Annotated in this window: 15 protein-coding genes and 1 pseudogene; 6 read left to right on the top strand and 10 right to left on the bottom strand. The window is 68.2% G+C overall.

Annotated features, from left to right (window positions below; genetic code table 11):
* Positions 1-20 precede the first annotated feature (20 nt).
* Positions 21-398 (bottom strand): annotated as a pseudogene (locus AvAM_RS26145) (DUF6531 domain-containing protein); the annotation flags it as partial.
* A gap of 697 nt (positions 399-1,095) precedes the next feature.
* On the opposite strand from AvAM_RS26145, the gene AvAM_RS12300 reads away from it, so the two are divergent.
* Positions 1,096-2,010, top strand: a complete 915-nt coding sequence (locus tag AvAM_RS12300; RefSeq protein ID WP_137747324.1) for a class I SAM-dependent methyltransferase — start codon at positions 1,096-1,098, stop codon at positions 2,008-2,010.
* 24 nt (positions 2,011-2,034) lie between these two features.
* Here AvAM_RS12300 and ubiM read toward each other — a convergent pair whose 3' ends face one another.
* The 6 genes from ubiM to AvAM_RS25800 form a co-directional block, all read right to left on the bottom strand.
* Positions 2,035-3,342, bottom strand: coding sequence for a 5-demethoxyubiquinol-8 5-hydroxylase UbiM (gene ubiM, locus AvAM_RS12295; RefSeq protein ID WP_137747323.1), 1,308 nt, complete (start codon positions 3,340-3,342; stop codon positions 2,035-2,037).
* Positions 3,343-3,584: 242 nt separating this feature from the next.
* Positions 3,585-4,016: a hypothetical protein gene (locus tag AvAM_RS12290; protein ID WP_137747322.1), complete on the bottom strand. Its 432-nt coding sequence runs from the start codon at positions 4,014-4,016 to the stop codon at positions 3,585-3,587.
* Between the two features lie 117 nt (positions 4,017-4,133).
* Complete coding sequence (locus tag AvAM_RS12285) at positions 4,134-5,669, bottom strand: BCCT family transporter (RefSeq protein ID WP_137747321.1); 1,536 nt, start codon at positions 5,667-5,669, stop codon at positions 4,134-4,136.
* A gap of 543 nt (positions 5,670-6,212) precedes the next feature.
* Positions 6,213-7,115, bottom strand: coding sequence for an alpha/beta fold hydrolase (locus tag AvAM_RS12280; protein WP_137747320.1), 903 nt, complete (start codon positions 7,113-7,115; stop codon positions 6,213-6,215).
* Between the two features lie 238 nt (positions 7,116-7,353).
* A complete protein-coding gene (locus AvAM_RS12275) occupies positions 7,354-7,965 on the bottom strand; it encodes a TetR/AcrR family transcriptional regulator (protein WP_137747319.1) in 612 nt (203 codons plus the stop codon).
* 75 nt (positions 7,966-8,040) lie between these two features.
* Positions 8,041-10,152: a right-handed parallel beta-helix repeat-containing protein gene (locus AvAM_RS25800; protein WP_212742270.1), complete on the bottom strand. Its 2,112-nt coding sequence runs from the start codon at positions 10,150-10,152 to the stop codon at positions 8,041-8,043.
* 268 nt (positions 10,153-10,420) lie between these two features.
* Between AvAM_RS25800 and AvAM_RS12260 the strand changes: the two genes are divergently transcribed.
* A complete protein-coding gene (locus AvAM_RS12260; RefSeq protein ID WP_137747317.1) occupies positions 10,421-12,529 on the top strand; it encodes an acetoacetate--CoA ligase in 2,109 nt (702 codons plus the stop codon).
* A gap of 284 nt (positions 12,530-12,813) precedes the next feature.
* On the opposite strand, the gene AvAM_RS12255 is transcribed toward AvAM_RS12260, so the two are convergent.
* Positions 12,814-13,809, bottom strand: coding sequence for a tripartite tricarboxylate transporter substrate binding protein (locus AvAM_RS12255; RefSeq protein ID WP_137747316.1), 996 nt, complete (start codon positions 13,807-13,809; stop codon positions 12,814-12,816).
* Positions 13,810-13,898: 89 nt separating this feature from the next.
* Positions 13,899-15,863: an AMP-binding protein gene (locus tag AvAM_RS12250; protein ID WP_137747315.1), complete on the bottom strand. Its 1,965-nt coding sequence runs from the start codon at positions 15,861-15,863 to the stop codon at positions 13,899-13,901.
* 80 nt (positions 15,864-15,943) lie between these two features.
* Between AvAM_RS12250 and AvAM_RS12245 the strand changes: the two genes are divergently transcribed.
* The 4 genes from AvAM_RS12245 (at position 15,944) to AvAM_RS12230 (ending at position 18,894) form a co-directional block, all read left to right on the top strand.
* A complete protein-coding gene (locus AvAM_RS12245) occupies positions 15,944-16,897 on the top strand; it encodes a LysR family transcriptional regulator (protein ID WP_137747314.1) in 954 nt (317 codons plus the stop codon).
* Positions 16,898-16,937: 40 nt separating this feature from the next.
* On the top strand, positions 16,938-17,564 hold the full coding sequence (gene pssA / locus AvAM_RS12240; protein ID WP_137747313.1) for a CDP-diacylglycerol--serine O-phosphatidyltransferase: 627 nt from the start codon (positions 16,938-16,940) through the stop codon (positions 17,562-17,564).
* Between the two features lie 55 nt (positions 17,565-17,619).
* Positions 17,620-17,985 (top strand): hypothetical protein, encoded by a 366-nt coding sequence (locus tag AvAM_RS12235; protein ID WP_137747312.1) that lies wholly within the window; start codon positions 17,620-17,622, stop codon positions 17,983-17,985.
* 66 nt (positions 17,986-18,051) lie between these two features.
* A complete protein-coding gene (locus AvAM_RS12230; protein ID WP_137747311.1) occupies positions 18,052-18,894 on the top strand; it encodes a PhzF family phenazine biosynthesis protein in 843 nt (280 codons plus the stop codon).
* 61 nt (positions 18,895-18,955) lie between these two features.
* Here the strand turns inward: AvAM_RS12230 and AvAM_RS12225 are convergent, their stop codons facing one another.
* On the bottom strand, positions 18,956-19,879 hold the full coding sequence (locus AvAM_RS12225) for a LysR substrate-binding domain-containing protein (protein ID WP_137747310.1): 924 nt from the start codon (positions 19,877-19,879) through the stop codon (positions 18,956-18,958).
* Between the last annotated feature and the right edge of the window lie 51 nt (positions 19,880-19,930).

The raw sequence follows: 19,930 nt of genomic DNA, 5'->3' as shown, positions 1-19,930 counted from the left end.
ACGAGGGTTTGTGCGGTGCCATCGCTCCAATTGAGGGCACTGCCGGCGGGTTGAAGCCTGGCGCTGTGGTTGTGGCCCCACCCGGGCGACATGCCCACCAGTGGCAGTACATAGGTCGCACGGCTGTTGGCGTATAGGCTGCGGTAGGTGCGCGACCAGTTCAGGGCATGGGGGCCTTGCCCGATGACGTCACTGAAGGGTTTGTTCTTGTCGCCCGTTGCGGGAATGATCGGGTTGGGTGTGCTGCCGCCCGAGTAGTCACCTTCTGAGCACGTGGGAGGCTTCGATGGACCCGCAGGCCCGGAATTGTTCGGCGGAGTGGGTGGCGGCGGTGACGGCGGTTCCGAAGGCGGTGGCGGGGTGGATTCTGGCGGGTCCAGCTCCCTGGTGCAGACCATCGAGATACCGCCGTACTCTGGACTGTGGTATCGAGTTCCGTCAGGAAACGCGTGGGAGTATGTCCAATAGCTTCCGGCAACGCACTGCTCCAGTTGGTACGGAATGCGCGAGGTGACGGGATCCGTGGCATTGGACCAGTCAATGTTGGCTTGTGCCGCACCACACCAAGTTGAGCTGCGAAATTCGGGGGAGTCCTGCCAATAGAAGAAGTACTTCAGCCTCTCCTCATTAGGGCACGCAGTAAGCGTAGTGTTGGAATACACCACCTCAAACGAGCCATTGCGTGTGGCATTTCTCAAGCGGGCAGAGCCGGGCAGGAGATGTGGTGGCATTGGCGCGGACGCTACCCCCGTTGGAACTGGCGCTGCGAATGGCTGGTTTTGCGCAAAGGCTGCTGGCGTGCCCACTGCCACAGCGCCCACAACCGCAAGATAGCTCCCTGCAATGGCTGCGAGCGCACGCGAGCCACCGCGTCTTTTTTCAAGACGTTGCATTTTTCTTCCCTCCCTTTGGTGCGCCAGACTGTAGAGAGCGCGCAGCCACGGGGCAAGGGATTCCGGCCTGCGGCGTTGTAAATCGGTGTAACGCTGCGGCCACCGTGCCCCGCCACAATCCGTTCACAATGGCGCAGGCCTGTGCCCTGGGCCTCCCGCATCCCACCCCACCGTGGCGCCTGCTGCCACACGAGGAGCGCCCGTGCCGCAGACCCCCGCCCGACGCTGTGTTCGACCGCCGCGCAGCCTTGCGCCCGTTGCGCAAGCCGTCAGTCGCCCCTCCAACCTGCTGCAGCGCGCCCGGCTGCATCCTGTGCCCAGCACCCTGCTGATCCCCTTGGCGGCGCGGGCGCGGGGGGGGCGCTACTTTCCGTGGCTGGACTGCCGCGATGTCGTGGCGGCCGGGCTGCTGCAGCGCCTGGGCGCCGATGTGGATGCGTTGCTGGACGACCTGCCCACGGTGTTCCAGGTGCTGTGGCGCACCGGGGCTGTCAAGGACGCGGGGCGCGCCTTTTTTGCGGCGCACCCGCAGGGCCTGGGCGCCAATCTGGGCTGCGGGCTCACGCAGCATTTCCAGTGGCTGGACGGGGGCGCCAACCAGTGGCTGGATGCCGACCTGCCCGAGGTGATGGCGCTGCGCCAGCAGCTGCTGCCGGTGTTGGGCCCGCGCATGCGGCAGGCCGGGGTGGACCTCACGCAGCCGGGCTGGTGGCAGCGGCTAGGTTTGCCATCGTGCAGCAGCACGCAGCCGGTGTTGCTGGTGTGCGAAGGCGTGCTGATGTACCTGCAGCCCACACAGGTGCAAGCGGTGCTGGCCGAGTTTGCGCAGTGTGCGCCCCCGGGCTCGCGCATGGTGCTGGATGTGCTGACGCGCCAGGCCGTGGGCCGGGCCGCCCGCCACCCCAGCGTGGGGCCCACGGGGGCCGAGTTTTGCTGGGGCGTGGGCCGCATGGCCGAGCTGGCCGCGGTGCACCCGCGCCTGCGGCTGCTGCGCGAGCAGAGCGTGGCCGAGGGCTACGGCTGGGCGGGCATTGCGCTGGATGCGCTGTGGCGGCCCTGGCTGGCTGCGCCGGTGTATGGGGTGGCTACGCTCGGAGTCGAGGATGGCTTCGCCTGAGCCGCTCTATCTCTCTGTACCGCTCTATACCTGTCGGGGTTCCGCCGCCGGCCCGGGCGCCAGCACCCGCATCCACGCGGGCGCCTTGCCCGTGAGCTGCCCCACGATGGCCGCCTGCAGCGGCGGCAGGCGCCGCGCGCCCTGCAGCACCAGTTGCCGCAGCAGGCGCGGCACCGGGCGGGCGTCGGTGTACAGGCGCACGATGGCGTTGGTGCCCTGGTAGATGGGCCAGGCGTGGCGGTGGTGGCCCAGGGCGTAGGGGGCCAGTGCGTCGGCGCTGCCGATGTCCTGCCCGCGTTGGCGCGCGCTGACCAGCGCGGCCGTGAGCCGCTCCACCCCCGCCAGGCCCAGGTTGTAGCCATGGGCAGTGACCGGGTGCATGCCCACGGCAGCGTCGCCCAGCAGCGCGCAGCGGTGGCCCGCAAACCGCTGCGCGTACACGGCCACCAGCGGGTAGGCATGGCGCTCGCCCATCAGGGCCATGGGGCCCAGCCGGTCGTTGAACTGGGCCTGCACCTGCGCGGCAAAGGCCTCGGGGCTTTGGGCCATCAGCGCCGCCGCGTCGGCCGCACCCGCTGTGACCACCACCGAACACAGTGCATGCCCCTCTTGGGGGTCATCGGGCAGGGGCAGCACGGCCAGGGTGCGGTCGTAGCCAAAACACTCGTGCGCCACGTTGTCGTGGGGCTGCGTGTGGCGCATGCGGCAGACGATGACGGTGCGGCCAAAGTCGCTCATCTGTGCGCCGATGCCCAGCTGGCGGCGCGTGGCCGAGAAGCGGCTGTCGGCGGCCACCAGCAGCGGGGCTGTGAGGCGCTGGGGCGTGGTGTCGGCAGCAGCGTGGGTGGGCACGCAGTCCAGCTCGGCATGGCCGGGCAGCGTGGCCACGCGGGTGACCTGGGTGCCGGTGAGCAGGCGCACACCCGGCGTCTGCGCGGCCACCGTGTGGGCCGTGCGGCGCAGCGCGTGGTTGGGCACGATAAAGCCCAGGGCGCCGGGGGCCGACGCAACGCCATCGGGGGCGCCGCTGGCCGCGTTCAGCTGCAGCGCGCTGTGGCGGCCCAGCGGCCCATCGTGCACCTGGGCTTCAGCAATCTGGCCCACCTCGTGGTTGGCCAGGTGGGCCCAGCTGCCCAGCCGCTGCAGCGTGGCCCGGCTGGGGTGGGTGAGGGCGATCTCGCGGCCGTCGGGGGCAGGCTGGGCCAGGGCGCTGTCACTCTGCTGTTCCACCACCGTGGCGGTGAAACCGGCCTGGGCCAGGGAGATGGCCAGCGACAGGCCCGCCGGGCCTGCGCCGACGATGAGCACGTCGCTGTGGTGGGTGGTCGTCATGGCAGGGAGAAATCCAACGGCCCTGAACAAGGGCCCAAGTGCCTGCGATTGTGTTCGCGGCCCGCGCGGAGGGGTTTGCCCTGGGTCAAGCCGTTGTGCGGGAGTGTGCTATACAAATAATAGCTATTAAGGCAATACCAGTGCGCGGAGGCGGCCAAAAAACTTCAAACTTCAAACTTCTGACCCCAGACCACGTGCTGCACACAGTGGGCTGATTTCCCTTGCCACGGTCCCGCAGGCGTTCAGTCCTTGGCGGCCTTGCGTGTGCTCTTGGCCGGTTTCTTCTTGGCTGTGCCCGGCTTCTTGCCACGCAGGTGCAGCCCCCAGGTCACCAGCAGCCACAGGTAAGACGCGGGGATGCTGTACGCGGCAAAGGCCGCCAGCGACAGCGGCGGTGCGGCGATGGAGCGGGGGTTGGCAATGGTCGCCAGCAGCTGGCGCGTGCCTGTTCCCACCTCGGGCGTGGTGTGCTGGCTTCCCGCGCGCGCCATGAGCGCGCCCATGAAGGTGAAAAACTCCATCAGCAGCGCGCCGATCAGGAAACACGCCGCCAGCGCCAGCAGCTGCGCAAAGGCCCGGCGGTTGCCCTTGGCCAGAAAAACAATGGCCGACACCAGCACCAGGGCGGGCAGCACAAGGACCACGGCGGGCCAGGCGGACATGAGCAGGGGCATGGGAGTCGGTACCGGTATCAGCCGCGAAGCAAGAAGATGAGACAGAAGGACGCTGGGGCGGGTGTGGCTGCGGATGATAGACGCATGCACCCCGCCCCTCGCGCCCATGGCGCCGGGCTACGGCTGCGGCGGCGTGGCCGGGCCCGCCATTTCGCGCAGGCGGCGGCGCAGGGCGCGGTCGCGGCGGTCGTCGGCTTCCCAGTCGGCTTTCACGCCGCGCCACAGTGCCAGCGCCATCAGCAGGATGACGGCGGTGAACGGCAGCGCGAACACGATGGTGGCGGTCTGCACCGCCTTCACGCCACCGGCCAGCAGCAGGCTGATGGCGATGCCCGACACCAGCACGCCCCAGGTGATCTTGACGCGCGCCGACGGGTTCTCATTGCCGCCGGTGCTCATCATGCCCAGCACCAGCGTGGCCGAGTCGCCCGAGGTGACAAAGAACACCAGCACCAGCACGGTGGCCACGAACGACATCACGGCACCCCATGGCAGCGCGTTGAACATGGCAAACAGTGCGGTGGACACATCGGCCTTGACGGCTTCCGACAGAGGCACGCCCTGCATGATCTCCAGGTGCAGCGCCGTACCGCCGAACACCGAGAACCATACAAACGCGGCCAGCGTGGGCGCCAGCACGGTGCCCAGGATGAATTCGCGAATCGTGCGACCCCGCGAGACGCGTGCGATGAAAAGACCCACGAAAGGCGACCAGCTCACCCACCAGGCCCAGTAAAACACCGTCCAGCCGCTCACCCAGCCGCTGTCGCGGAACGGCGTCATGCGCAGGCTCATGCGCACGAACTCGCTCAGGTAGCTGCCCAGCGTGTTGGTGAAGCTGTCGATGATGATCACCGTGGGCCCCAGCACGAACACCGCCAGCGCCAGCAGTGCGGCCATGACCAGGTTGAAAGTGGACAGCCACTTGATACCGCGCGCCACGCCCGACACGGCCGAGGTGAGGAACAGCACCGTGGTCACCACGATGATGCCCACCTGCCAGGCTTCGTTCACGGGCACACCCATCGTGGCTGCCAGGCCGCTGTTGATCTGCAGCGCACCCATGCCCAGCGAGGCGGCCACGCCAAAGGCCGTGGCGATCACCGCGAGGATGTTCACTACGGGCCCGATGCGCTGCAGCGGCGCCCAGGGCAGCGCCATCACCGCCGTGCTGACCAGCGCCGAGCCGCCCCGGCGGAACTGGAAGAATGCGATCGCCAACGCGACGATGCTGTACACCGCCCAGGGGTGCAGCCCCCAGTGGAAGAAGCTGTAGCGCATGGCCGCGTTGGCGGCCTCGGGCGTGTTCGGCGCGATGCCCGGCGGCGGCGTGCCGTAGTGCGAGATGGGCTCGGCCACACCCCAGAACACCAGGCCGATGCCCATGCCCGCTGCAAACAGCATGGCAAACCATGCGCCGATGGAGAACTCGGGCTCGTCGTCCTCCTGGCCCAGCTTCAGGTCGCCATAGCGGCTGAAGGCCAGGATGAGCGCCATCACCACCAAGCCCAGCACCACCCACAGGTAGAACCAGCCGAAGTTGCGTGTGATGGCCGCCAGGGCCGTGTCGAACACGGCGCCGAGCGAGTCCGGCGCCGCCACGCCCCAGAGCACGATGGCGAGGATCAGCCCCGCCGAGATAAGAAGTTCCATGGATCACCTTTCTTCTGCTGAATCGACAAGGAGATGCGCGGGCCGTGCGCCGGGCTTGGCCTGGCTTGCGGCGTGCAGGGGGCGGCATGCCACATCGGCGCTGCAGCAGCGTGCCACCGTGCGCGCTGGGCGGTCAAGGCTTATGCGGCACCCGTGCGCCATGCACGAACAAAGCGCATACGTGCAGGTGCCGACCGCAGCGGCTGCTGCGCATCTCGGAAGGAAAGACGGGCCGGCCTGGCGGATGGCAGGCACACCCGCAGGGGTGGCTTGCCGGAACGCCGCATCGCAACGATGAAGAGAGGGCCGGGCCCGGAGCCGATGCGCGCGTGGGAACCAGCGGCGCGGCAAGGCAGGGCATTTGCGCGGCACCGTCCGTGGACGGCACCAGAGGGTTGGCGCAAAAGGGAAAAAGGGCGCCAGTGTAGGCAATGGCTGCGCTACGGCACCGGCAATACCGCAGTCAAGCCAGGGGTTGTGGGCGGTGTGAGGGCGCCGGGCCAGCGTTTGCGGGCGCTGTTGCAAACGCTGGTGCGGCGGGCGCTATGCGGCCACAAAGTCCGCCACCGCCTGCAGCACCTCGGCCTGCTGCAGGATCTTGCGATGGCCCAGCCCCTCGGTGGCCAGCAGCGTGGCGCCCGCGATGTGGTCGCGGTAGGCCTCGCCGTCGGCAAAGCGGTTGATGCGGTCGCCCCGGTCGTGCACCACCAGCGTGGGCAGGGCGATGCGCGGGCCCACGGCCGGGGGTTCGAACTGGCGCATCAGGATGCCCTCGCGCGCTTCGATGCGCCGCTGCATGGCAGAACGCGTGCGCTCGGACAGGCCGAACACCTGCGCGAACAGGCGCGTGTATTCGTGCGGCGAAGCGGGCGGCGCCAGCAGCACCAGGCGCCCGGTGGCCAGGCCCCGGCTGGCTGCGTGCGCTGCTGCGTTGGCTGCCAGCGAATGCGCCACCACGGCGTGGGGCGCCGAGTCCTGCGCATGCAGGCGGGCCGTGGTGTATTCGATGGCGCGGGCGAACTGCGGCAGGTTGCTCACGCGGCCCCGGCTGCCGCCGTGTGCAGGCAGGTCCACCAGCACCGGGCGCAGTCCGCGCGCGGCCAGGGTGTCGGCCAGCGGCAGCATCTGGCGCGCGTGGCCGCCCCAGCCGTGCAGCAACAGCACGGTGGGGCCGTGGGGCTGGGCCTGGGGCAGATAGAGCGTGATCTCGGCGTCTTCAAACGCCAGGCGCTCTGTGCGCCAGTGGCCGGGCGGCATGGCATGGCGGCCGGGGGCGCGCAAGGGCAGGGGCGTGCCAAAGAGGCGCGAGGCTGCACGCACAGCCAGCGCGGGCCATAGGCGCTCGGTGGTGCCCAGCGCCAGGCGCACAAGGCGCATGCCGGGGTGTTCGCCGTAGTAGCCAGCGGTGGCCTGCAGCGCGGTGGAGGAGGACGAGGAGGCAGTCATGGTGGGGCTCCTGAAGGGATGGAGTGGGGCGGGCGCGGTGCGCGGCTCAGTAAAAGATCCAGTCCCGGTTGCTGCGCGGGAGACTGGTGAGGGTGCTGCGCAGCGCCCGGAAGGCGCCCGCTGCGGCCGCGATGACGGCAATGCCCAGGATGATCAACATGGTGTTTCCTTTCTTCGCACGGTTGTGCGAAATTGAGGCATAAAAAAACAAGAGGTCTCCATGGCACACCACCGCGTCTCAGGCGGGGGAGGGGAGGTAACTCTTGACGAGGCGCGCCCAGGACGCCTCGGTGCGTGCCACTGCCTGCGGATCGCGCAGGAAGCGAACGTCGTGCAACAGGCCCATGATCAGGGAATAAATCTCGCCCACCAGCTGATCGGGCGGGGTGTCGGCCGCCAGGTGCCCGGCCTCGATGGCCTGCAGCACCGTGCGGCGCAAGGCAGCGCGCCAGCGGGTGATTTCAGAGTGCAGCAGGTCGCGCAGCTCACCCTCGCGGTCGTCCAGCTCGAAGGCGCCTGCGGTGTAGATGCAGCCGGTGAAGGCCTCCACGTCGCGCGTGCGGGCAATCCAGCGGCGCATGATCTCCTGCAGACGCGGCAGGCCCTTGGGGTGCTGCATGGCGGGCACAAACACGTCGGCCAGAAAGCGGCGGCCAAACTCCTCGATCACCGCCTTCTGCAGCGCCTCGCGCGAGCCGGCACGTGAGAACACGCCGCTCTTGGACAGGCCCACCCGGTCGGCCACGGCCTGCAGCGTGATCGACTCCAGCCCCTCGGCCGCAGCCAGGTCCAGCGCCGCGCCGACGATGGCGGCGCGGGTGAGCTCGGCTTTTTGGGTTTTGGCGTCCATGGGGCGAAATTTAGCACAACTGTGCTAAATGCAAAAGACACCGTTGCCAGGCAGGTCATGCGCCTGAGCAGGTCTTCAGGGGTACTGGTGCCCCCGGTGCGTGCGCCGGACATCCCCGCTGGACAGGCCCGTGGCGGGGCCAATGCCGGTGAGTGCGCTGGCGGTTGTCGAAACCGCACTGCCGGAGGCCGTCGTGTCAAAGCCATAGGTGCTTTGCCACACGGACCAGGCCATGTCGTTGCCTGTGCACTCGCTGTCCTTGAACGCCAGCGCGTGGGTGCTCTCGATCAGGTTGCCTTCTGCGGCCATTTTGGTGGCCATGCTTGAAGGGCGGCTCTGGCAGGAGAGGCCACCATAGGGGCTCAGGCTGCCGTTGCTGATGATGTTGTGGCTGATGCGTGTGCCGTAGCTTGTGGGGTTGAAGGGGCCCCAGCCCAGGCCGATGCGGTGTTTGACGACCGTGTTGTGGTGCACATCGTGGTCGCGCATGGAGCAGGTGGTCTGGAAGCACTGCACGCCCAGGTGGATGCCGCTGTTGATCAGCAGGTTGTGGTGGATGTGCACGTTGGCCGAGTTGTCCTGGGCAGAAATCTGTATGCCCATGGCGGTGCGGTGGGCGTCGGAGAAGACGATGTAGTTCTCGCGGTAGGTGTTGTGCTGCGCGTTGTCCTTGTCGTGAAAGCCGCCGTTGACCTTGCCCAGGTTCAGCTGGTTGTTCTCGATCAGCGAGTGGCCGGCATCGAACAGGGTGGTGGCGTAGCCGTTGCCCACATAGGTGCCAAAGTCGTTGTCCTGGATGAGGAACTGGTGCCGCCAGGCCGGGCCGGTGTCCCCCCAACCGTGGATGAAGGCGGGGTTCTCGCTGTTGTTGGTGGCCTCGCCGTCCAGAAAACGCACATGGCGCACCACCAGCCCGGCCCGGCTGGGGTCGCTCACGATGCCCCACTGCCTCACGCCCGTGATGTCGAAACCTTCAAAACGCGCGGCCGGGGCTGTGCTGCTGCTGACGCTGATATGGCTGCCGCCGCCAAAGCCCAGCGTCACCACCTCGTCGGGGTAGGCCAAAAACTGCTTGGCCTTGTTGTCCAGCACCCGGAGGGTGCCGGGCAGATAGGTGCCCTTGCGCAGCACGATGGCGTGCTGCGGCCCCGACTGGGCCAGCGCATAGGCCAGGGTTTTGTAGGGGGCGGCCAGGGTGCCGCGCCCCGGTGCGTCGGCACCATCGGTGGCAACAAACAGGAAACGCGCTGCGGCGGACTGGATCGTGAAGCTCTGCTCCAGCGACTTTTGCGCGGTGCCGCTGTCGCGCACTTCCAGCGTCAGCACATAGCTGCCTTCGCTTGCGGGCGTGAAGCGCACGGTGCCCCGCCGCCAGTCCACCGACAAGCCCGCCGTGGCCTGCGCCACGCCGCCCAGCGTGAGGCTCTTGATGCGGAACGTGTACGGAAAAATGCCCCCCACCACACCGGGACGGCTTTCATAGGCCATGCCGGGGTGGGCGATGTCGCGCAGGCCAAACGACACGGCCAGCGGGGCGTTGGGCTGTGTGTCGGGCAGGGTGACAGGGGCGCCGGGGGTGAATGCGCAGCGCACAAACACGGGCGCCCCATCGGCGGGCACCGTGGCAGGCGCTGTGCCCGCCACGGCGCACGACTGGCCTGCTGGCTGGGCCAACACCCGCAGGTCCAGCGCCGCACCGGCCGCCACCTGGGGGGCAAACCGATAGGGCTGGTTGAGCGTGGCGTCCAGCACGGCCGAGCCATGCCCCAGCCTGACCGTGGCACCCAGGCCCAGCCCCTGGACGCGCAGGTTCAGGGCGACCGGGCTGGCGGGTGCTGGCGCTGGTGTGGGAGCTGGGGCCGGTGTCGGTGCAGGGGCCGGTATTGGTGCTGGAGCGGGCGTCGGTGCAGGCGTTGGCGCCGGGGGCACGGCCGGACCGGGCGCCGGGGTGGGGCTGGGCAAGGGCAGGGGGATCGGTGTGGGGGCCGGGCCTGGCGCAGGGGCCGCAGGCAACACGGTGGCAGGCGCGGGCGCCGCCGGGGTGGCCACAGGTGCGGCCGGGTTGTCCGAGCCACCGCAGGCGGCCAGCCCCGCCGCGAGCGTCCAGGCCGCCAGCGCTTGTGCCACGCGTTGTTGGGGGCCCGGCGCCCATGGGGGTGCGGGGTGGGGCAAAGTGTGAGGCAGCATCGCGCGCAGATCCTTCGGGTCTGTGGTGTTGTGGCCCGGCTGGGCGCCGGGGCGTTGTGTAGGCTGCCGCAGCGGTGCGACCCCCTCTCTGGCCGCGGATTCTGGAGTGGTCAGACGTCGTACGTGATAGGGGCTGCCCCTAAATTTGTTAATCCTTGTAATTTTTCAGGCCATCCGGCGGACCAGATCCGTGGCCTGCGTGCCCGTCTGTCAAACACATGACTGCCAAAGATGGCTTTTTGCGGTGGGCACTGCTACCTTGCCGGGCATGGAGACAAACACCCAATTGCACCGCCCCGGCACACCGGCGGCGGGCCCCCAGCCCCCTTACATCCCCCAGATCCGCCTGTACCAGAACTGGCTGCGCGACCAGCGTGGCCTGCAGTTCGACAGCTACGACGCGCTGTGGCGCTGGTCCACCACCGAGCTGGATGCGTTCTGGCAAAGCGTGTGGGACTATTTCAAGCTGGAATCGCCCACGCCCCACACGGCCGTGCTGGCGAAGAACACCATGCCGGGCGCGCAATGGTTTCCCGGCGCCCAGGTCAATTACGCACGCCAAGCGCTACGGCATGTGGATGCGGCCCACGCCGCAGGCCTGCCCGCCATCATCAGCCGCAACGAAAAAGGCCAGCACCGCGAACTGAACTGGCCCGAGCTGCGCCGCCAGGTGGCGTCGCTGGCGCTGCACCTCAAGGCCCAGGGCGTAGTGCCCGGCGACCGCGTGGCCGCCTACCTGCCCAACGTGCCCGAAGCCATGATTGCCTTTTTGGCCACGGTGAGCATCGGCGGCGTGTGGAGCATCTGCGCGCCCGACATGGGCACGCACGCGGTGCTCGACCGCTTCCGCCAGATCGAACCCAAGGTGCTGATCGGTGTGGATGGTGTGAGTTATGGCGGGCGCGACCACGACCGCCGCCCCGTGCTGGCCGAGCTGCGCGAGTCCCTGCCCAGCGTGCAGCACGCGGTGCTGCTGGGCAATCTGGATGCTTCTGTTTCGATAGCTGGTTGGGCAAGCTGGACTAGCGCTACCGCCCAAAATGATGCTGAAACGGCGGCTTTCGAGCCGATGTGGCTCCCGTTCGACCACCCGCTGTGGATCGTCTATTCCAGCGGCACCACCGGCCTGCCCAAGCCCATCGTGCACGGCCACGGCGGCACGGTGCTGGTGGCGCTGCAGCTCAAGGTGCTGCACAACGACATCGGCTGCAGCTACGAGGCCAACAGCTTTGGCGAGCGCTACCACTGGTACAGCTCCACCGGCTGGGTGATGTGGAACGCGCAGCTCTCGGGTTTGCTGTCGGGCACCACCTGCGTGATCTACGACGGCAACCCCGGCGGCAGCAAGGACCACCCAGACTGGGGCGTGCTGTGGCGCTTTGCGGCCGAAACGGGCGTGACCTTTTTCGGGGCGGGCGCGGCGTTTTTTGCCAACTGCATGAAGGCGGGCATCACGCTGGCCGACTACGGCGACCTGACGCGCATTCGTGCGCTGGGTACTACCGGCTCGCCGCTGTCGCCCGAGGTGCAGCAATGGGGCACGGCGCAGTTCGAGGCCATCGGCACGCATGACATCTGGTGGAACAACATCTCGGGTGGCACCGACTTTTGCGGCGCCTTCATCGGCGGCAACCGCGAGATGCCGCAGGTGCCGGGCGAGATGCAATGCCGCATGCTGGGCGCGGCCGTGGAATCATGGGACGCCGAGGGCCGCCCGGTGCAGGATGCGGTGGGCGAGCTGGTGTGTGCGCAGCCGATTCCGTCGATGCCGCTGTACCTGTGGGGCGACAAGGACGGCAGCCGCTACCTGTCGAGCTACTTCGACATGTACCCCGCAGGCCACGGCCGCCAGCCCGGCGGTGGCGACGGCCCCGCGAGCATGGGCGCGGTGTGGCGCCATGGCGACTGGCTCAAGATCGGCGCCAACGGCGGCTGCGTGATCTATGGCCGCTCTGACGCCACCATCAACCGCCACGGCCTGCGCATGGGCACGAGCGAGATTTACAGCGCGGTGGAGGCCTTGCCCGAAGTGCTTGACAGCCTGGTGGTGGACCTGGAATACCTGGGCCGCGAGAGCTACATGCCGCTCTTTGTGGTGCTGCGCCCTGGCTATGCGCTCGACGACGCATTGCGCGCGCGCATCAACGGCGCCGTGCGCACGGCGCTGAGCCCACGTTTTGTGCCGGACGACATCTTTGCCGTGGCCGAGGTGCCGCGCACCCTGAGCGGCAAAAAGCAGGAGCTGCCCATCAAGAAGCTGCTGCTGGGCCAGCCCATCGAGAAGGTGGTGAACAAGGACGCGATGGCCAACCCGGGGTGTCTGGACTGGTATGTGGCGTTTGCGGCTGAGCGGGTTGAAAAGCTACAAAATCCATAGCTATCCAGGCATGCTGGACGCGCGGTAACGGCCATTTTGTTTGATTTTTTGCATGGCCGCACTGCTGGATCAGGCCCAAACCACTTGAGCACCAGCGGCGCTGCGGTGTGACTCCCTCTCCCCCCGTGGGAGAGGGTGGGGGAGAGGGGGCCTGTGCCAAGGGCGATGCCTTATCACCCCCTCTCCCCGGCCCTCTCCCGCGAGGGGAGAGGGGGTGTTCGGGGGCGCTATGACCAATGGTGCGGTAGAAGGCTGCCCCGCCCCTCAATCCGTCAAACCGTCCGTCAATCCAGCTTCGCGCCGGATGCCTTGATCAGCCGCTCCCACACCGGCCGCTCCTTGGCAATCGCAGCGGAGAACAGCGCGGGCGAGCTGTTCTGAACATCAAAGCCCATGGCCGCAATGCGCTGCGCCACATCGGGCAGCTGCGTGGCCTTGCGCACCTCCTCGGCAATGCGTTCCTGGATGGCGGGCGGCGTGCCTGCGGGCGCACCAAACGCCAGCCAGCCCGCCACGCGGTAAGCCTCGTCGTTCAGGCCCTGTTCGGCCAGGCTGGGCACATTGGGCAGGGTGCCCATGCGGCGTTCGCCACTCACGCCGATGGCCCTGAGCTTGCCCGCCTCGATGTGGGGCTTGGCCTGCAGCGCGCTCGCAAACGCGATCTGGATCTGGCCGCCCAGCAGGTCCTGCACCATGGGCGCCTCGCCCCGGTAGGCGACATGGCTCATGTCGGCGTTCTGCGTGAGGCTCATGTAGGCCCCGGCCAGGTGCGGATACGCGCCGGTGCCATACGAACCATAGGCCACCTTGCCCTTGTTGGCGGCCACGTACTTCAGCAGCTCGGGGCCGGTGGCCACGGGCACGCTGGGGTGGGCCACCAGCACCAGGGGCGCGATGGCGATCTGGTAGATGGGCGCAATGTCCTTCTCGGGGCTGTAGGGCAGCTTGGTGTAGAGGAACTGGTTGGTGAGCATGGAGTTGCTCAGGCCCAGCAGCAGGGTGTAGCCATCGGGCGCGGCCTTGGCCACCGCGTCGGTGCCGATGATGCCGGCCGCGCCGGGCTTGTTGTCGATGACCATGGGCTGGCCCAGGCCCACGGCCATCTTCTCGGCCAGCACGCGGGCCAGCACATCGGTGGCACCGCCGGCGGCAAAGGGCACGACGATCTTGATGGGCTTGTTCGGGTAGGCCTGCGCGAACGCAGAGGTGCCGGTGCAGGCGGCGGCCAGGGCGGCGGCGCCCAGCCAGGTGCGGCGGTTCATCAGGCGGAAAAAGGGCATGGTTTGTCTCCTGTCATGGTTATCAAAATTCGCTCAGCGGCTGCGCCATGCATGGTGGCGGGCCGGGGCCTGGCTGTCACGCCATGGGCTTATCGGGTGGTGGGGCTCCCTGCGGCGGGGCCGGTGGTGGTGTGGACGGTGAGGGGCAGGGGCGCGAGCAGTTCGCGCAGGCGGGCAGCCAGCGCCTCAGCGCCCGGGCCGGGGGCCACGGTCACGCGCACTGCGTTGTCGCCCTCGGGCTGTACCTGGGGGCGGGGGCTGCCCGGGGCTTCTGCGCACACACCATCCACCAGCGCCTGCACCGTGTGGCAGGCGGCGCGCTGGCGCAGCTCGGGCTTGTAGATCTTGCCCACGTTGGTCACGGGCATGGTCTCGATCACCTGTACCCAGCGCGGGCGGGCCACGGCCTCATCCACGCGTTCGGCGGTGAAGGCCAGCAGCTCGGCCTCGGTCACCGGGGCGGCACCGGGCACCAACGTGGCATAGACCACGGGCAGCTCGCCCGCATAGGCATCGGGCGCACCCACGGCGGCGCACAGCTGCACGGCGGGGTGGGCGCCCAGCGCGTCCTCGATCACCTTGGGGTCGATGTTGTGGCCGCTGCGGATGATGAGGTCCTTGGAGCGGCCGCTCAGGTGCAGGCGGCGCTGCTCGTCCACAAAGCCCAGGTCGCCCGTGGCCAGCCAGCCGTCCTGCGTGAAGGCCTTGGCCGTGTCGGCCGCGTCCAGGAAGCCCGAGAACAGATTGGGCGACTGGAACAGCACCATGCCCGGCTGGCCGGGCGGCATGTCCTTGTCGGAGGCATTGCCCTGCGCATCCAGCGCCACCACGCGCAGCTGGGTGTACGGCAGCCGCCAGCCCACGCAGCCTGCGGGCGCGTTCACGCCGGGCGGGGTGATGGTGGAGATGCCCGCCATCTCCGTCATGCCCAGGCTTTCGTGGATGTGCAGCCCAAACAGGCGTTCGAACCGTGCCGCCAGCTCGGGCGCCAGGATGGCGGCGCCGGTGCGGCAGTAGCGCAGCGTGGAAATGTCAGCCCCGTCCAGCGGCACATTGGCCAGCGCCGCCAGCACCGTGGGCACGGCCGACAGGTAGGTGCAGCGGTAGCGCTCCACCAGCCGCCAGTAGTTGGCAATCACCTCGCGGTTGCGGAACAGGCCGGTGGTGGGGATGATGGTCTCCACCCCCGCCGACAGTGCCGCCAGCGAGCCCGGCAGCACGCCTGCCACATGGAACAGCGGGTAGCCGTTGATGCCCACGTCGCCCGGCGCGATGCCCTGCATCTGCACGCTGCCCCAGGCGGTGAACACCTGCGCACCATGGCTGTGGCGCGCCAGCTTGGGCGCGCCCGTGGTGCCGCCGGTGTGGAAGTACGCGGCGATGTCGCTGGCCACAATGCGGCGGCCGCTCACCAGGTGGTCGCTGGGGTGCTGGTGGCGCGTGGCCAGGTCCAGCACACCTGCGGGCAACGGGCCTGCCGCGCTGGGGCTTTCGTTGTGCGGGGCCACGCGCAGCACCGTGGTCAGCGTGGGCACCAGGGCGCGCAGGCGCAGGGCCTTGCTCCAGTAGCCCAGGTCGCCCTCGCCGCCATAGGCAATCAGCACCTTGGCGCGGGCCAGGGTCATCATGGCCGCGATCTTTTCGTCGGTGAGCATGGGGTTGAGCGGCTGCACGATGCCCGCCGCCTCGCCGCCCCACAGGGCCAGGTGGTATTCCAGGCAGCCGGGCAGCAGCACGGCCACGGCATCCTCAGGCCCCACGCCCAGGTGGTGCAGCAGGTTGGCCGTCTGGTGGATGCCGGTGAGCAGCTGGGCATACGACCAGCGGATGGGTTCGGCGGCCGGGTCGGCCGTGGGCAGAAAGGCAAGCGCCGTCTTGTCGCCAAACGCCGCCGCCGCGTTCACAAAAATTTCGTAGGTGCTCTGCACCGGCAACGCCTCGGCCAGGGGGCGGGCTTCGAGCCGCTGCACGTCCTGCAGGCTGCGGATGGGGGCGGACCGGGTGAACGGGGGGTGGAGAGGGGGGAGCGATTGCAAAGCAGGGGTCGTGGCCATGGACGCATCAGGGGGAGCAGAACACCCATTGTTGTGGCGACAGGATTTCTTGACAATCCCATGAAGCATTGACACTCTGTATGAAAAATTTTGACAAACCACCGGCTGCCGACCGGCTAGACCTCTCGGCCCTGACCCTGCTGGTGGAGATCCTGGACGCGGGCAACCTCAGCCTGGCGGCGCGCAAGCTCAAGATGAGCCGCGCGAATGTGAGCTACCACCTCGCACAGCTCGAAAAGTCGGTGGGCGTGCAGCTGGTGCGCCGCACCACGCGGCGCGTGGAGCCCACCGAGGTGGGGCTGCGCCTGTATGACCATGGCCGCAGCATCGTCAACGAGATCCTGGCGGCGCAGGAGACCATCGCCACCCTGGGCAAGAGCCTGCAGGGCCGCGTGGGGCTGAGCATGCCCGTGGGCTACGGCCAGGTGGTCATGGCCAGGTGGCTGATCGAGTTCAAGCGCCTGTACCCCGGCATCCTGCTGGAGGTGGTGTTCGAAAACCGCGTGAGCGACCTGGTGCGCGAGGACGTGGACATCGCCATCCGCATCATGACCGAGCCCCCGCCCACGCTGGTGGCCCGTCCGCTGGGGGCCGTGCGGTATGTGGTCTGCGCCTCGCAGGCGTATGCCAGGGCCCAGGGCCTGCCCCGCCAGCTCAGCGACCTGGGCGCGGTGCCGCTCATCTCCGCAGGTTTTATCGGGCGCGAGCTGCGCGTGGCCGCCTACCGCAACGGCCAGCGCGAAGAGGTGCTGCCCCGGTCCACGCTGCTGTCCGAAAACATGCTCTTCCTGCGCGACGCGGTGCTGGAGGGCCTGGGCATGGGCCTGATGCCCGACTACGTGGTGCAGGACCTGGTGGACCAGGGCGACCTGGTGACCGCGCTCGATGACTACCGCCTGAGCGTGTTTGGCACGCAGATGTTTCTGCTCTACATGCCCAACCGCTACCAGACCAGCTCGGTGCGCACGCTGATCGATTTCATCCTGGCCAAGGTGGGCGAAGGCGGCGTGGCCCCCCCGGCGGCGCGCCCATAATGCCGTTGATGCCCACTGCGCGCACCACAGCGCCCCTTTCATGAACACACCCAACCCCCCCAAGCGTTTTTCGATGATCCGTGAGTTCCACCTGGCGGACTGGTTCACGCTGGGCAACGCGTTCTGCGGCGTGGGGGCGTTGTTCTCGGTGATGTCGTACCTGGAGACGGGCGACATCGTGCACATCTACTTTGCCTGCGCCCTGGTGCTGGCCGCGCTGGTGTTTGACGTGCTGGACGGCCGCATCGCCCGCTGGCGCCAGAAAAGCTCGGCCATGGGCCGCGAGCTGGACTCGCTGGCCGATGTGATCTCGTTCGGCGTGGCCCCGGCCATCATTGCCTATGGATGCGGCATGCAGGGCCTGTATGACCGCATCGTGCTCGCCTACTTCGTGGCCTGCGGCGTGTCGCGCCTGGCGCGCTACAACGTCACGGCCGAAACGCTGTCGGAAGGCACGGGCAAGGTGAAGTATTTCGAGGGCACCCCCATCCCCACCTCCATCGTGCTGGTGGGCCTGATGGCGCTGGCGGGTGCAATGGGCGCGGTGCGCGAGCACCTGTGGTTTGGCAAGGTGCTGATCGGCGGCTTCACGCTGCACCCGCTGGTGCTGGTGTTTGCGGTATCGGGGTCGCTGATGATCAGCCGGATCCGGATTCCGAAGCTGTGAGCCGATCGGAGCTTGGCACGATGCTTGTCGAGCACATTTCTTGTGGTGATTACCCATGAAGCCGACCGCTGACAAAGCCAAGCATGTTCCCAATCGCTTTCGCCGTGAGCACTTGGTCGGGAATGTTGCGCTGGCTATTTGTCTTGTCGTATTTGGTGTGGCGGCGGTGTATTCCAACCAGTTAAAGCTATCGGCAGGCAGGGGCCGCTCGCTGGTTGTGTTGAGCGATGGGCCCCTGTGGCTTGCGCTTGGAGCAATGGCTTGCGGCGTGCTCGGGCTCCTGTCGGTGGTCGTGGACCACCTTGATCGCCGGGACAACGAGCCCTTGTATGCGGCGTTTCGATGGATCGCGTTGCGGTTGGGTGGGGTTCTGCTGGCCTCCGCGCTCATTGTTCATTTTTGCGTCACGCTGCTGCGGTGATTTCTGTTGCAGCGACTGTGCTGTGTGACAGCCCTCTCCCCTCCTCCTTCTTTTTTCGTCAAAACCATGGCACTCCAGAAGATTGCTGCGTTCTCCGACGGCACCCAGGGCGGCAACCCCGCCGGCGTGTGGATCGGTGACCAGCTCCCCACCCCCGCCGACATGCAGCGCATCGCTGCCGAGGTCGGTTTTTCTGAAACCGCGTTTGCCGCGCCGCTGGGTGGCGCCCGCTGGTTGGTGCGCTATTTCTCGCCCGAGAGCGAGGTGCCTTTTTGTGGCCACGCCACGATTGCCCTGGGCGCCGCGCTCGCACAGCGCGAGGGCGACGGTGTGTTTGCGCTGTCGCTGAGCCAGGCCGAGATCACGGTCGAAGGCCGCCGCGCGGGCGATCTGGTGCAGGCGGCGCTGCAGTCGCCTCCCACGCGCAGCGGGCCCGCGCCTGCAGGGCTGCTGGCCGATGCGCTGGCTTTGTTTGGGCTCGGCGCAGCCGATCTGGACCCGCGCATTCCGCCCGCGCTCATCCACGGCGGGGCCGACCATCTGGTGCTGGCCCTGCGCAGCCGCGCGGCGCTGGCGGCCATGCACTACGCGCTGGACGCGGGCCGCACGCTGATGGTGAACGCCAAGCTCGTCACCATCGTGCTGGTGTGGGTGGAGTCTGACCGGCTGCTGCACACCCGCAACGCTTTTGCCTCGGGCGGAGTGCTGGAAGACCCGGCCACCGGCGCCGCCACGGCCGCGCTGGCGGGCTACCTGCGCGACCTGGGCTGGCCGCACGGTGGTGCCATTGACGTGGTGCAGGGCGAGGACATGGGCATGCGCTCGCGCCTGCGGGCCGAGATCGGGCCGCAGGCGGGCAGCTCCATCCGCGTGTCGGGCACGGCGCGGTGGATGGGTGACGGTGAGTGATTTGCGTTTGCTATTAAAAATATAGCTAATAACGCATACTGAATGCGCGAAGAGGGCAGTTTTATGCTTGAACGGTGCGTGCGGGGTTGGGTGCGGAAGGCCCCGGGGCGTTCATGGCGTCCTTGAGCCATTGCACCAAACGCAGCGTCTCCGGCGACGGGTCCGGGGCCGTGCCGAAGTAGTGCCGCGTGAGCGGCAGCCGCAAGCCGGGCAGCGGCGACACCAGCCGCCCCGAGGCCAGGTCGTGGGTGATCAGCGACACCGGCGCCACGGCAAAACCCAGCCCATCCACGGCGGCTTGCAGCACAAAGTGCAGGTGGTCAAACTGCAGGCAGCTGGCGGGCTGCAGCGCGGGCGCGTTCACCAGTTTCTTCCAGCTCTCCCAGTCCTTGCTGCGCGACTTGGACAGCAGCAGCACGTGGGCCGACAGTGCCTCGGGCTGCGCCACCGGGCGCTGGGCGAACAGGGCGGGTGCGCCCACCACCAGCGCCTCGTCCTCCAGAAACGGCTGCACCTGCATGCCCGGCGGCCACCCGCGCGGGCCGCGCCGCAGGGCCAGGTCGAAGGTTTCGGTGGCATGGTCTGGCGCCAACGTACTGGTGATGACCTGGGGTTCGATGTCCGGGTGCTGGGCCACAAAACCCGGCAGCCGGGGGATCAGCCAGCGCACCGCAAAGCTGGACCGCACATTGATCTTCACGCTGCGCAGCCCGGCATCGCCGCGCAGCGCCTGGGCGGCGGCGCCGATCTGCGCGAGCGCAGGGCCCACCTGTGCGTGGAACTGGTGCCCCGCCGCCGTGAGCAGCACCTGCCGCGTCTTGCGCTCGAACAGGTCCACGCCCAGGTGCTCCTCCAGCGCCTTGATCTGGCGGCTGATGGCGCTGTGGGTGACATGCAGCTCCAGCGCAGCGCGCGTAAAGCTCTGGTGGCGCGCCGCCGCCGCAAAGGCGCGGACGGCGTTGAGCGGGGGCAGACGGGGTGACATGCGTGCAATTTTGTCACGCATGGGGCGCAGCAATATCGTTTGTCGCCACTG

The sequence above is a fragment of the Acidovorax sp. NB1 genome, assembly GCF_005405905.1.
Taxonomy (GTDB): Bacteria; Pseudomonadota; Gammaproteobacteria; order Burkholderiales; family Burkholderiaceae_C; genus Acidovorax.
This window is presented reverse-complemented; position numbering and strand designations above follow the sequence as displayed.

What these genes read in the sequence shown, in the direction of transcription:
- ubiM (WP_137747323.1), bottom strand. Translation starts at nt 3,342, where the DNA reads ATGACGACCACCCACCACAGCGACGTGCTCATCGTCGGCGCAGGCCCG.
- AvAM_RS12290 (WP_137747322.1), bottom strand. Translation starts at nt 4,016, where the DNA reads ATGCCCCTGCTCATGTCCGCCTGGCCCGCCGTGGTCCTTGTGCTGCCC.
- AvAM_RS12285 (WP_137747321.1), bottom strand. Translation starts at nt 5,669, where the DNA reads ATGGAACTTCTTATCTCGGCGGGGCTGATCCTCGCCATCGTGCTCTGG.
- AvAM_RS12280 (WP_137747320.1), bottom strand. Translation starts at nt 7,115, where the DNA reads ATGACTGCCTCCTCGTCCTCCTCCACCGCGCTGCAGGCCACCGCTGGC.
- AvAM_RS12275 (WP_137747319.1), bottom strand. Translation starts at nt 7,965, where the DNA reads ATGGACGCCAAAACCCAAAAAGCCGAGCTCACCCGCGCCGCCATCGTC.
- AvAM_RS25800 (WP_212742270.1), bottom strand. Translation starts at nt 10,152, where the DNA reads ATGCTGCCTCACACTTTGCCCCACCCCGCACCCCCATGGGCGCCGGGC.
- AvAM_RS12260 (WP_137747317.1), top strand. Translation starts at nt 10,421, where the DNA reads ATGGAGACAAACACCCAATTGCACCGCCCCGGCACACCGGCGGCGGGC.
- AvAM_RS12255 (WP_137747316.1), bottom strand. Translation starts at nt 13,809, where the DNA reads ATGCCCTTTTTCCGCCTGATGAACCGCCGCACCTGGCTGGGCGCCGCC.
- AvAM_RS12250 (WP_137747315.1), bottom strand. Translation starts at nt 15,863, where the DNA reads ATGGCCACGACCCCTGCTTTGCAATCGCTCCCCCCTCTCCACCCCCCG.
- AvAM_RS12245 (WP_137747314.1), top strand. Translation starts at nt 15,944, where the DNA reads ATGAAAAATTTTGACAAACCACCGGCTGCCGACCGGCTAGACCTCTCG.
- pssA (WP_137747313.1), top strand. Translation starts at nt 16,938, where the DNA reads ATGAACACACCCAACCCCCCCAAGCGTTTTTCGATGATCCGTGAGTTC.
- AvAM_RS12235 (WP_137747312.1), top strand. Translation starts at nt 17,620, where the DNA reads ATGAAGCCGACCGCTGACAAAGCCAAGCATGTTCCCAATCGCTTTCGC.
- AvAM_RS12230 (WP_137747311.1), top strand. Translation starts at nt 18,052, where the DNA reads ATGGCACTCCAGAAGATTGCTGCGTTCTCCGACGGCACCCAGGGCGGC.
- AvAM_RS12225 (WP_137747310.1), bottom strand. Translation starts at nt 19,879, where the DNA reads ATGTCACCCCGTCTGCCCCCGCTCAACGCCGTCCGCGCCTTTGCGGCG.